Below are 12,311 nucleotides of genomic sequence, written 5' to 3' on the forward strand. Positions count from 1 at the left end.
AATTCATTATCAAGGCGGCGCGTTCAAGATTTCACCTATACAATGCCGGAGATCGCTCCGGCTTCCTTTTTCAGCGCCTCTGTAATCCTCCGGTAGTGCAGAAAGCCGTCTCTTGCTTCGATCTCCGCGAGCTCGCGGAGCGTCACGCATTTTCGGTCGGTGCTCTCCCGGAGATCGATCCGGATGTCTCTTTCCGAGAAGGGCAGGCGGAAGTGATAGATATCGACGAAGTAGTTGTCGCCGCGTGCGAGGTCGACATTCCGATAGGAGTCAATGGGGGCGAAGCGCTCTGCTCCGGCGAGGCGAGGGATATCGAGTCCGGTTTCCTCCCGTACCTCGCGGCAGACCGCCTGAAACGAGCTCTCGCCTGCCTGCGCGCCGCCGCCCGGGATCTCCCAGGAGCCCGCCGCCCAGCGTTTATTCGGCGCGCGGCGGGTAATCAGGAGCCTGCCCTCGGGGTTCTCAAGGATGGCGAGTACATAGAGCAGGAACTGCCCCTCGCGGAGAAATGCCGCACGCTCCAGCCGGAGTCCGGTCAGGTGGCGGTTTTCGTCATATACGTCCATAAGCTCTGCCATCGGTTTATTCTCCTTTCGCATCGGGCTTAGGAAAGTCGATCCGGAGTGTTGTATCGAAGCAGCTGTCTGTTCCCAGATGACAGGCAGGGCCGTCCTTTCGTACGCGGAGCAGGATCGCATCCGCATCGCAGTCCGCCTCCATGGTGACGATATGCTGGTAATTGCCGCTTTGCTCCCCCTTCAGCCATAGCTTCTGTCGGCTCCGGCTGAAAAAGCAGCACAGCCCGTGCAATTTGGAGCGCTCGAAGCTCTCTCGATTCATGTAGGCGAGCGTCAGCACCCGTCCGGTATCATAATCCTGTACGATACAGGGGCATAGCCCCTGTGCATCCCATCGGATGTCCTCAGCACGAATCATAATCTCACCGATATCCCTTCCTGCCGAAGCTGCATTTTCAACGTCTGAATCTCTACCTCCCGGAAATGGAAGATGGAGGCGGCGAGCCCGGCGCTGATCTCCGGAAGCTCCCGGAAGAGCGTGACGAAGTCCGTGGCGCTTCCCGCGCCGCCGCTCGCGATGACGGGGACATCGACCTGTGCCTGTACTGCACGGAGGAGCTCCAGATCGAAGCCCTGCCGGACGCCGTCCGTATCGATGGAGTTGATGACCAGCTCCCCTGCGCCCTGCTGTACGCCGGCTCGGATCCAGGAGAGCGCCTCGATGCCGGTGTCGATCCGGCCGCCATATCGAAAAACATGGAACGCGCCGCCGACGCGTCGGACATCGACGGAGAGTACGACGCACTGCCTGCCGTACTTTCTTGCCGCGTCCGAAATGAGATCCGGGTTCTGCATCGCGCCGGAGTTTACGCTGACCTTGTCCGCCCCGCATTTCAGTACACGGTCGAAGTCTGCGAGGCTTCGGATGCCGCCGCCGACGGTGAGGGGAATGAAGACGCGCGAGGCGACTGCGCGGAGTACGTCGGGAAGGAGATCTCTCCCCTCGCTGGACGCGGTGATGTCATAGAAAACGAGCTCATCGGCACCGGAGGCGGAATAGTATTCCGCGAGTGTCACAGGATCCTCTACGTCGCGAATTCCTTCGAAGTTAATGCCCTTTACGACTCTTCCGTCCCGGATATCGAGACAGGGAATGATTCTTTTGCTGATCATAGCATATCCTGACCGGAGCGGGAAGGCTCCTCTTCCTTTGTGAGCGCGATCGCCTCCCGGAGGTCGACTGCGCCGAGGTACATCGCTTTTCCGAGGATCGCACCACAGAGACCGAGCTCCCGCAGTGCGCGGAGATCTGCGAGAGAGGAGACGCCGCCGCTGGCAATGATGTCGATCCCTCTGATCTCGGACAGCGTCCGGTAGAGGGTGAGATTCGCGCCCTGCATCGCGCCGTCCCGTGTGATATCGGTGGCAATGACGGTACGGACGCCGAGAGCGCGGAGCTCCCGGATGTAGTCCGTGATTTCGACTGTGCTGTCCTGCTTCCAGCCATGCGTCGCGAGCCTGCCGTTTCTTGCATCCGCACCGACGGCGATCTGTGCCCCGTAGCGGGAAACTGCCTGCCGGAGAAAGGCAGGCTCCTCAACGGCTCTGGTCCCGAGGATGACCCGGGAAACACCGGCGGCAAGGTAGCGGCTTATCGTTTCCATGCTGCGGATGCCGCCGCCGACCTCGACCTTGAGCCTCGTGCGCTCGAGGATGGAGAGGATGATGGGAAGATTCGGCGTCGTACCGTCCCGCGCACCCTCCAGATCGACGAGGTGGATCCATTCCGCGCCCGCTGCCGCAAGCTTCGCCGCTTTTTCCGCGGGCGCGTCGGAGCAGATTGTCATCTTCTCATAGTCCCCCTTGTAGAGGCGGACTGCCTTTCCCTCATAGAGATCGATTGCGGGCAGCAGGATCATGGCTGTACCTCCGTGAAATTTCTAAGAATCCGGAGACCGAGCTCCCCGCTCTTCTCCGGGTGGAACTGGGTCGCATAGAGATTCCCCCGCTGTACCGCGGCAGTGAGCGGGATGCCGTAGTCTGTCTCCGCGATCACACTGTCTGCGCAGTCAAACGCTGCATAGGAGTGGACGAAGTAGACCCGGGCGCCGTCCGGGATTCCCCGGAAGAGCGGAGACGGCGGGATTTCCGGGAGAAAATGAAGCACATTCCAGCCCATGTGCGGGAGCGCGAGCCGGGTGTCCGACTGCCAGCGGCTCGGAATCGATTCGACGGAGCCATGAAGCAGGGCAAGCCCCTCATGCTCTCCGAACTCAAGCCCACGCTCGAAGAGAAGCTGCATTCCGACACAGATCCCGAGCAGTGGCTTGCCGCCTGCCGCCTGTTCTCTGATGAGCGAGAAGAGCCCGCTTCCCCGGAGCTTCGCCGCCGCGTCGCCGAAGGCGCCGACCCCCGGCAGGATCAGACGCTCCGCGGCGGCGATCTCTGCAGGCTTCCGGGTGACGATGCTGTCCGCGCCGATGGCGGACAGAGAGGAGCGGAGGGAGAAGAGATTTCCCACGCCGTAATCGAGAATCGCGATCATAGCTTTTCGAAACGGATATCCACCGCCCTCCCATGCGCTGTGAGTCCCTCCTGCCTTGCAAAGAGGCTGACCTTCCGGTGCTCCCGCCGGAGCGCATCCTCGGTATAGTAGCTGAACTGCATTTTCTTCACGAAGTCATCCACTGAGAGCGGAGAGGCGAAGCGCGCGGTTCCGCTGGTCGGGAGAGTATGGTTCGGACCGGCGAAGTAGTCGCCCACCGGCTCCGGGCTGTACCTGCCGAGAAAGACCGAGCCTGCGTTCCGTATCTTCGGCAGATAGTCGAAGGGATTCTCCACGCAGAGCTCGAGGTGCTCCGGCGCGAGGCGGTTCGCGAGCGCAATTCCCTCCCGAAGCTCGGAGACGAGGAGGATTCTGCCGTTTCGGTCAATGGAGGCACGGGCGATTTCCTCTCGCCGGAGCAGCGGGAGCTGCCGTTCCAGCTCCGCCTGTACCGCCGCTGCGAGCGAAGGGGTGTCCGTGATCAGTACGGCGCTTGCCATCCGGTCATGCTCCGCCTGCGAGAGGAGATCTGCAGCGACCCATGCGGGATCGGAGTGCTGATCTGCGATGACCAGCACCTCGGAGGGGCCGGCGACCATATCGATGCCGACCTGCCCGAAGACCTGCCGCTTCGCCTCGGCGACGTAGGCGTTGCCCGGGCCGACGATCTTATCCACCGACGGGACGGATTCGGTGCCGTAGGCGAGGGCGGCGACTGCCTGCGCGCCGCCGAGCTTGTAGATTTCCGTTACGCCCGCAATATGCGCGGCGGCGAGGATATTCGGATTAACGCTGCCGTCTCCCGCAGGCGGCGTCACCATGACGATGCGGGAAACGCCTGCGATCTGCGCAGGTATCGCGTCCATCAGCACGGTGGAGGGATAGGCGGCGGTGCCGCCCGGCACATAGATGCCGACAGTCTTGAGCGGCAGCACGCGCTGGCCGAGGAGCACGCCCTCCCGTGCTTCCGTGAGATAGTTGCTCCGGCACTGATTGCGGTGGTACGCTCTGATATTTTCGGCTGCCTCGCGGAGCACCGAGAGGAATGCCGGATCGGCTGTCTGCATCGCTGCGGCGAGCTCCTCCGCAGCGACCCGGAAGGAGGCGGGAGAGATTCCGTCGAAGCGGGAGGAATAGTCGCGGAGCGCCTGATCGCCGCGAGAGCGTACCTCGGAGAGGATTTCCCGCACGGCGGCGGAGACATCCTCTGTGTCCGTTTCTCGTCGAAGGATCTCCTCCTCGGGGAGCTTCCCCATTTTCATAATCTGTATCATAGCATCCTCCTTGTGCGGTGTGTGGCGTTCGTCTGTGATTTCCATGCTGCAGGAGCTTCAAAGTCTGGTATCGAAGCTTTCGGTTCTTTCGACATGCGGGGGCAGTCTGTGCTTCTTCACTTCTGTTCCATAGCGCCCCCTCGGAGTGCTTCCCGCATGCAAAGGATCTCCTCCCGGTGAAACTGCCAGCTGACTTTATTCGCGATGAAGCGGGCGCTGACAGGGACGACCTCTGAGAGAACTGTCAGATCGTTATCCCGGAGCGTGGAGCCGGTCTCTACGAGGTCGCAGATCACGTCGGAGAGTCCGAGCAGCGGCGCGAGCTCGATTGAGCCGTGGAGCTCGATAATATCGATCTCCCGCCCTCGCTCTTCGTAGTAGCTCCGCGTGATATGCGGAAACTTCGTCGCCACGCGGAGCGTGCGGAGATGCTCATCATAGAAGTCCTCCGGACCGCAGATGCACATCCGGCATTTCCCGAGCTTTAGATCCAGGAGCTCGTAGACCTCCGGACGATACTCGAGCAGGATGTCCTTCCCGGCGATGCCGACATCCGCCGCGCCGCGCTCGACATAGATCGGCACATCGCTCGGCTTCACGGAGAAGTAGCGCACGCCGCGCGCTGTGTTTTCAAATACCAGCCTGCGTGTATTCTTTTCCAGAATTTTCGGGCATTCGTAGCCCGCCTTTTCGAGAAGGGCGTAGACCTGATTTCCCAGACGACCCTTCGGGAGCGCGACATTTATCATAGATTTTCTGCCTCCGCTATACTGAGAACCCGACACGCGGGGAAGCGCCGTGCCGCTGAGAGCGAGGCATGCGGGACGGTACGGACAGAGAAGCCGCGTGCCCGCAATGCTCCGGCGGCTGCTGCGAGCCGTTCGGCTGCATCCTCCTCCGTGTAGGAGAGCAGCAGCGTTTCCTCCTGCTTCCTCTCTGCCGGAAGATAGTTCAGGGCGAGATCCATGTAGACAGCGAAGCCTATGGCACCGGTGTCCTTGCCCATTTTCCGCGACAGACGGTCGTAGCGCCCGCCGGACAGGACAGGGAAGGGAATTCGGGGAACTGCGCCCTGAAAGAGGATGCCGTTATAGTAGTCCATCGAATTGATCAGAGAGAAGTCGAGATAGACCCGCTCCGCGATGCCGAAGACGGACAGCAGACGCTGGAGCGCCCGGAGCGCAGGAATGCGCTCCGGGGCACAGTCACGGAGCAGTGCCTCAGGAAGCGCCTCGGACAGCGGGCAGTAGAGGCCGATCAGCGCCCGGAGCCGTGTTGCAAAGCACTCGGGCAGCAGTCCCGCCGCCTGCTTCTGTTCGATCGCGCTGCTGTTTTTCTCAGAGATGTCCCGCAGCAGCTCCCGCCGCAGCCTCGAGGAAAGTGCAGCCTGCACGAGCAGCGCGTCGAGGAGCCCGAGGTCGGAGATCCGGAGGATATAGTCCGGCGAGAGCAGGGCGAGCGTACGGGCGGCAAGCGCCAGCATTTCTGCCTCCTCGTAGAGAGAGATCGTCCCGATGCACTCGACACCTGCCTGCGGGATCTCCCGGTAATGCCCGTCCTTCGGGCGGTAGACATTCTCATGGTAATAGAGCTTATCGAAGCCGTCGTTGTTTTTCAGGATGGACAGCGTGATATCTGGCTTCAGCGCGAGGAGGGTGCCGTCGAGATCCGTGAAGGTGATAAGCTGGGAGCTCTTCAGGAAGTCCCTGTTCTCTGCATAGAAGTCATACGCCTCGAACTTGGAGAGGCGGAAACGACGATAGCCCCAGCTTTCGAAGAGCGCATTCAGTTTTTCTTCCAGAAGCATACCGTTTCCTTTCTGCGCCGCGGCGCTGTCGGAGAGGGAAGCGTACCCGGGCTTTCCTACAGCGTTCCTTTGCTGGAAGGGATCCGATCCCGGAAACGGCTGTCCATAGAGACCGCGAGCCGCAGCGCCCTGCCGAGCGCCTTGAAGCCTGCCTCCGCGATATGGTGAGAATTTCTTCCCGCGAGCTGCCGGAGATGCAGGGTGATTTCGGCATTCATGGCGAAGGCGTTCATAAATTCCTCGATAAGCTCGCTGTCAAAACGGCCGATTTTCTCTGTAGGGAGGTCGAGCGCGTAGTGGAGTCCGCCTCGTCCGGAGAGGTCGAGTGCACAGAGCACCAGACTCTCGTCCATCGGGAGCAGGCAGCTTCCATAGCGCTGTATGCCCCGCTTGTCGCCGAGTGCTTCCCGTACAGCCTGTCCGAGGGCAATGCCGATATCCTCGACGGAGTGATGGTCGTCGACCTCGGTGTCTCCGTCACAGCTTAGCCGCAGCTCGATGCCGCTGTGACAGGAGAAGAGCGCCAGCATGTGATCGAGGAAGCCGATGCCGCTTTCAATTTGCGAGCTCTCTGCATCACCGTCCAGATCGAGAAAGAGCCGGACATCGGTTTCCCTCGTGCTGCGGCGCTTCTCCGCCGTCCGTGCTGTCTTCATAGGAGACCTCCTTTTTATCTGTCTTCAGGCTGCCGAGTCCCACGAGAGTGCCTTTTGAGGCACACGCCCATGGCACGTGCGTCATGAATAAATCAGTGTTTCCCTAGCAGTCTTCGAGGAGCTGTGCGAGCGTCTCGACCAGCCGCTCCATTTCTGCCTGCGTCCCGATGGTGATGCGGTTATAGTCCCGGGTGCGCTCTGCCGGAAAGTGCCGGACGAGGATTCCTCTCTCCCGCAGCGCGAGTGCGAGTGCCCTGCCGCCAAGCTGTCCGGAGCGGGCGAAAACGAAATTGCCGAGGCTGTCTGCTGCGGTGAAGCCGAGCTTCCGAAGCTCTCGCAGCGTCCATTCACGAATTCCGATGATTTTCCGGCAGTTTTCCGTGTAGTATTCCGGCTCCCGCAGCGCGGCTTCCCCTATGAGCTGGGACAGCGTGCTGATATTGTAGGGATTTCTGGAATTCCGGAGCCGCTCCAGATCCTGTATCAGCGGAGGGGAGCCGGCGGCGAAGCCGATTCGCGCGCCCGCAAGAGAGCGGCTTTTCGAGAAGGTCCGACAGACGACGAGATTCTCATATTCCCGGATCAGCGGCAGCGCGGATTGCCCGCCGAAGTCAACGTATGCCTCGTCTATGATGACGACATGATCCGGATTCCGGGAGAGCAGCGCGCGGATTTCTGTCTCCCCGAGGGCGAGCCCGGTGGGGGCGTTTGGATTGGCGAGGACGATACAGCGGTCATTCCTCTGATAATCCGAGGGATCGATGCGGAAGTCCTCCCGTACCGGCGTCACGCGGGCATCGAGCCGATGCAGCTCCGAGAGAACGGCATAGAAGCCATAGCTCACATCCGGAAACTGGATGCTGTCCTCGGCAAATGCCATGAAGCAGAGATCCAGCGCCTCATCGGAGCCGGCGGTTGGACAGAAGCAGTCCGCGGAGAGCCCGAGCTCTTTGAAGTGCTGTGCCAGTGCGGCTTTCAGTACAGCGTTGTCCGGATCCTCGTAGAGACGGAGATCTGCGGCCGCAGCGCAGGACAGCGCCGTCTGCACCTCGGGACCGGGCGGAAAGGGAGATTCATTCGTATTCAGCTTTAGATATTTTCTATCCTTCGGCTGCTCTCCGGGGACATAGGGGCAGAGAGAGCGGTAGCGGGAATTGAGGAAGACTGACATCTTTCCCTCCTTGCAATCAAACACATGCCTCTTCTTTACAGGGCACATAAGTTTTGCGAGACAACTCGATATCACTTTAATTTGATAATGTGTTATAGTGAACAGCATAACGTATTTTTCATGGCTTGTCAATCGAAAGCTTCTGTGGATTCCGCAATGTGCAAAAGTGCAAAACTATGTGGACAATTCCTGCCGAGCCCGAAAATATGCGGAGAAAGAGAGGCGGCTTGTCCACATTTTCTGCACAAATCCGCTGCTGAGGCAGTGACAGGCACGAGTTGGAGGGACAAAATGGCATGAAAATTCTTTTCCGGCTTGCTTTGCGGGAGAGTTTTCTTTATAATATTGATGCATGAGTCCCCGTCAGGCGGCATGGAGCCGCCGTGTATATACGGACGGATACGGCATTTTAGGAGGAAAAGTATCATGAAGAAGAGAATTCTGGCAGCTGTTATGGCGGCTGCAATGACAGCGTCTCTGGCGGCATGCGGTTCTTCGAATGCGACGAACAGCACGAGCGCGGCGGCTTCGCAGGCGGAGAGCACTGCTGAGACGGCTAAGGAAGAGACGAGTACAGCCGGAGCAGGTGCAAACAAGGACGCCTCAGATATCAAGATCGGCATCATCACCGATACCGGCGGCGTAAACGACGGTTCCTTCAACAGCTCTGCATGGCAGGGACTGCAGAGGGCGGAGAAGGATTTCGGGGTGCAGGTGAGCTATCTCGAGTCCCATACGGATGCGGACTACAAGCCGAATATCGAGAACTATGTGGATGAGGATTATGACATGATCATCTGCATCGGCTATGCGCTCGCGGATGCGCTGAAGGAGGAGGCGGAGGCGAATCCGGATAAGAGGTTCGCGATCGTGGACGATTCCTCTCTCGCAGATGAGGCGAACGTAACCTCTCTGATGTTCGAGCAGGCGCAGGCATCCTATCTCGTAGGCTATGTAGCAGGCAAGACCACGAAGTCCAACACCGTCGGCATCGTTCTCGGCATGAGCACGGATCTGATGAACCAGTTCGGCTACGGCTATACGGCGGGCGTGCTGGATGCCAATCCGGATGCGAAGGTGCTGCAGAACAATGCGAATTCCTTCTCGGATACCGCAGTAGGAAAGACCGCAGCCAACAACATGGTCGCACAGGGCGCGGACGTGATCTTCCATGCGGCAGGCGGCACCGGACTCGGCGTAATCGATGCGGCGAAGGAGGCGGGGATCTGGGCGATCGGCGTAGACTCCGATCAGAGCTCCATCGCACCGGAGACCATCCTGACCTCTGCGATGAAGAGAGTGGACAATGCCGTTTATGACGTGGCGAAGGCTACCGCCGACGGCAGCCTGACAGCAGGCGTGAAGACCTATTCTCTCGCGGACGAGGGCGTGGATCTGGCGCCGACGACCGACAATATTGATCCGGCTGTCCTCAAGGAGGTACAGGAGGTCAAGGCAAAGATCGTTTCCGGTGAGATCAGTGTTCCGAAGACCAAGGCGGAGTTCGAGGCGAAGTACGGTGACGTTTACGAGCTCGACTGATCCGCTGTGTTGCCGGGATTTGCAGAAAGCCTCTCTGCTTCGGCAGATTGCGAGGCGGTTTGCCTGAAAGCTTACTCGAATTTATAGAAAATATCTGAATTTCAGCTCCTGTTTCATAGAGAACAGGAGCTTTTTGTGATATAGTATATAACTGAACGTGATAGCAGTGAAGATGGGGGAAATTGTAAGGCAATGGAGTAATTCGAATTTTTGCTTCATGCCGAGATGTAAAAACAGGGTAGTAAGACAGAGGCAGATCAGAGAGGAAGACATAATGAAAGAGCTTTCTATGGAATATGTAGAGCGAATCCGGGAGGAGATGCTGGAGACGGTGAAGTCCGCGACACTTACGCATGAGCAGAAGGTCGCGACGATGGCGAACAAGGCGGATGCGCTGCTTTTGCCGCTTACCCTCCCGGAGGGACTTGCAGAGCTCAAGGATCAGCCGATCGAGACACAGTGCATCTGCGACCTCTTCGAGGGAAATGCGCCGCTGCGTCCGCGGTACATCATCCCGGACTATGCGAAGCTGATGCAAGAGGGCTCGCGATTCCTGCATCTGGAGCCGCCGAAGGATCTCTTCGAAGCGATCAACGCACTGGAGATTTTCTATCGGCATGTGCCCTCGGTCACGAATTTTCCGGTTTATGTTGGACAGCTCGACGAGCTGCTGGAACCCTTCGTGCAGAATATCGACGAGACGCTCGCCTACAAGCTGATTCGCCTGTTCTTTATCCAGATGGATCGGACGATTCTGGATTCCTTTTCCCACGGCAATATCGGACCGAGAGACACGAAGGCGGGCAGGATCATCCTCCGTGTGATCGCTGACACGAAGGATGCCGTTCCGAATATGACGATGAAGTATTCTCCGGAGGAGACAGCGGACGAGTTCGGTCTGCTCTGCGTCCGTGCGGGACTTGCCAGCGCGAAGCCGAGCTTCGCGAACCATGCACTGTTCCGTTCGGAGTTCGGAGAGGACTATGTGATCGCCTCCTGCTATAATGGGCTGAAGCTCGGCGGCGGTGCGTACACGCTTTGCCGTCTGATCCTCGGCAATATTGCGAAGCGTGCGAAGGACAGCGAGGATTTCCTGCAAAATCAGCTCCCCTACGTTATGGACATTCAGGCGAGATATATGGATGAGCGCATCCGCTTTCTTGTAGAGGAGTCCGGCTTCTTCGAGAACAGCTTCCTCGCGAAGGAGGGCTTCATTCACAGAGACCGATTCTCCGGCATGTTCGGGCTAGTAGGACTGGCGGACGCGGTGAACCTCCTCCTCGAAAAAGAGGGGAAGCAGGGCCGCTTCGGGCACGATGAGATCGCGACGGAGCTGGGGATCCGGATCATGGACTGCATCGATGCGTTTAATAAGGAGCACTATAACAGATACTGTGAGGCGACGGGGGGACATTTCCTGCTCCATGCGCAGGTCGGGATCGCGAGCGATATCTCGGTGACGCCGGGCTCCCGCATTCCGATCGGTGAGGAGCCGGAGAATCTGGTGGATCAGCTGAATATACTAAGTCATTTCCACCGTTATTTCCCGTCCGGAACCGGTGATATCTTCCCAATCGATATGACGGTGCATCGGAATCCGGAGTATGTGCTGGATATCGTGAAGGGCTCCTTCCGGAAGAAGCTCCGCTACCTGTCCTTTTATTCCAGTGATTCCGACGTGATCCGTATCACCGGCTATCTCGTGAAGAAATCCGAGATTGAGAAGCTCGAGCGCGGAGAGAATGTGAAGCACGATACGACCGCGCTTGGTATGGGGGCGAAGCACAATGGACATATTCTGGAAAGAAAGGTGCGGTAATTGAAGGCGCCTGTCAATAAATTGATTCCATTCAGCTCTGTGGATGGTCCGGGCAACCGGACCTCTGTATTTTTGCAGGGCTGTAATTTTAACTGCCGCTACTGCCATAATCCGGAGACGCGGGCGCTCTGCCAGAACTGCGGGGAGTGTGTGGCGGGCTGCCCGAGCGGCGCGCTCTCCTTCGCGCCAGCTTCGGGGGAGAACGGCGGACGGAAGAATCGGGTGCGCTTCGAGCTCTCGCGCTGTATCGGCTGCGATCACTGCATCAGGGTCTGCCGACACAATGCGAGTCCCCGTATCCGCTGGATGGAGCCGGCAGAGGTTTATGCCGAGGTGCAAAAAAATGTCCCGTTTATTCGCGGGGTCACGGTCTCCGGCGGAGAATGCACCCTCTATCCGGTGTTTCTTCGTGAGCTTGGCAGACTCTGCCTCTCCGATGGGCTTTCGTATCTGCTGGATTCCAATGGGAGCTATGATTTTTCGGAGGATTCGGCGGGGCTGCTTCCGTATATCGACGGCGTCATGCTGGATGTCAAGGCATGGTCAGGGGGGGATCATTTCCGGGCTGCCTATGTGGGGAATGAGGCGGTGAAGAAAAATATGCGGTATCTCGCGGGGCAGGGGAAGCTCACAGAGGTGCGTACCGTAGTGGTTCCGGGGCTTTTCGATGCGGAGGAGACGGTACGGGAGACAGCGCGGGCGCTCCTGCCGTATCTTGCGAAGCAGCCGATCCGCTACAAGATCATCGCATACCGTCCGATGGGCGTCCGGGAGGAATACAGGGTTTATCGGAGTCCGGACGCGGAGACGCTGCAGAGACTCGCCGGCATTGCGCGGCAGGAGGGCATGGAGGATATCGTGCTGATTTGAAATATCGAAGACACTTAGGGCAGGGCGGAATCCGGAGTGTCTTTTAGGATATACAGTATGCGATTGGTGGTGCCGAGGTTTTTGGCATGGGGTTTAATGGAGGAAAGCC

13 protein-coding genes are annotated in these 12,311 nt (G+C 58.9%); 3 read left to right on the forward strand and 10 right to left on the reverse strand.

The window, feature by feature from the left end; genetic code table 11:
* Positions 1–35: 35 nt before the first annotated feature.
* The 10 genes from HW273_RS01380 to HW273_RS01425 all read right to left on the reverse strand — a co-directional run bounded on the left by HW273_RS01380 (position 36) and on the right by HW273_RS01425 (position 7,971).
* A complete protein-coding gene (locus HW273_RS01380; protein ID WP_179010018.1) occupies positions 36–578 on the reverse strand; it encodes an NUDIX domain-containing protein in 543 nt (180 codons plus the stop codon).
* 4 nt (positions 579–582) lie between these two features.
* On the reverse strand, positions 583–936 hold the full coding sequence (gene hisI / locus HW273_RS01385; RefSeq protein WP_179010020.1) for a phosphoribosyl-AMP cyclohydrolase: 354 nt from the start codon (positions 934–936) through the stop codon (positions 583–585).
* Positions 933–1,691, reverse strand: coding sequence for an imidazole glycerol phosphate synthase subunit HisF (gene hisF, locus HW273_RS01390; protein WP_179010022.1), 759 nt, complete (start codon positions 1,689–1,691; stop codon positions 933–935). Before hisF ends, hisI begins: the two co-directional genes overlap by 4 nt.
* Positions 1,688–2,437, reverse strand: coding sequence for a 1-(5-phosphoribosyl)-5-[(5-phosphoribosylamino)methylideneamino]imidazole-4-carboxamide isomerase (gene hisA / locus HW273_RS01395; RefSeq protein WP_179010024.1), 750 nt, complete (start codon positions 2,435–2,437; stop codon positions 1,688–1,690). Before hisA ends, hisF begins: the two co-directional genes overlap by 4 nt.
* The gene (gene hisH / locus HW273_RS01400) at positions 2,434–3,063 is read right to left on the reverse strand and encodes an imidazole glycerol phosphate synthase subunit HisH (protein WP_179010026.1); all 630 of its coding nucleotides are present in this window, start codon (positions 3,061–3,063) and stop codon (positions 2,434–2,436) included. Before hisH ends, hisA begins: the two co-directional genes overlap by 4 nt.
* Positions 3,060–4,337 carry a histidinol dehydrogenase gene (hisD, locus tag HW273_RS01405; protein WP_179010028.1) on the reverse strand — a complete coding sequence of 426 codons (1,278 nt, stop codon included), beginning with the start codon at positions 4,335–4,337 and terminating at the stop codon, positions 3,060–3,062. Before hisD ends, hisH begins: the two co-directional genes overlap by 4 nt.
* 116 nt (positions 4,338–4,453) lie before the next feature.
* Positions 4,454–5,086, reverse strand: coding sequence for an ATP phosphoribosyltransferase (gene hisG, locus HW273_RS01410; RefSeq protein ID WP_179010030.1), 633 nt, complete (start codon positions 5,084–5,086; stop codon positions 4,454–4,456).
* On the reverse strand, positions 5,083–6,144 hold the full coding sequence (locus HW273_RS01415) for an ATP phosphoribosyltransferase regulatory subunit (protein ID WP_179010032.1): 1,062 nt from the start codon (positions 6,142–6,144) through the stop codon (positions 5,083–5,085). Before HW273_RS01415 ends, hisG begins: the two co-directional genes overlap by 4 nt.
* A gap of 56 nt (positions 6,145–6,200) precedes the next feature.
* Entirely contained in the window at positions 6,201–6,800 is a 600-nt protein-coding gene (gene hisB, locus HW273_RS01420; protein WP_179010034.1) for an imidazoleglycerol-phosphate dehydratase HisB, read from the reverse strand.
* 103 nt (positions 6,801–6,903) lie between these two features.
* Positions 6,904–7,971 carry a pyridoxal phosphate-dependent aminotransferase gene (locus HW273_RS01425; RefSeq protein ID WP_179010036.1) on the reverse strand — a complete coding sequence of 356 codons (1,068 nt, stop codon included), beginning with the start codon at positions 7,969–7,971 and terminating at the stop codon, positions 6,904–6,906.
* Between the two features lie 426 nt (positions 7,972–8,397).
* Between HW273_RS01425 and HW273_RS01430 the strand changes: the two genes are divergently transcribed.
* The 3 genes from HW273_RS01430 to HW273_RS01440 all read left to right on the forward strand — a co-directional run bounded on the left by HW273_RS01430 (position 8,398) and on the right by HW273_RS01440 (position 12,202).
* Positions 8,398–9,513, forward strand: coding sequence for a BMP family lipoprotein (locus tag HW273_RS01430; RefSeq protein ID WP_179010039.1), 1,116 nt, complete (start codon positions 8,398–8,400; stop codon positions 9,511–9,513).
* A 274-nt stretch (positions 9,514–9,787) separates the two neighbouring features.
* Positions 9,788–11,332 (forward strand): YjjI family glycine radical enzyme, encoded by a 1,545-nt coding sequence (locus HW273_RS01435; protein ID WP_179010041.1) that lies wholly within the window; start codon positions 9,788–9,790, stop codon positions 11,330–11,332.
* Entirely contained in the window at positions 11,333–12,202 is an 870-nt protein-coding gene (locus HW273_RS01440) for a YjjW family glycine radical enzyme activase (protein WP_179010043.1), read from the forward strand.
* Positions 12,203–12,311 lie beyond the last annotated feature (109 nt).

This window comes from Oribacterium sp. oral taxon 102 (genome assembly GCF_013394775.1).
Lineage (GTDB): Bacteria > Bacillota > Clostridia > Lachnospirales > Lachnospiraceae > Oribacterium.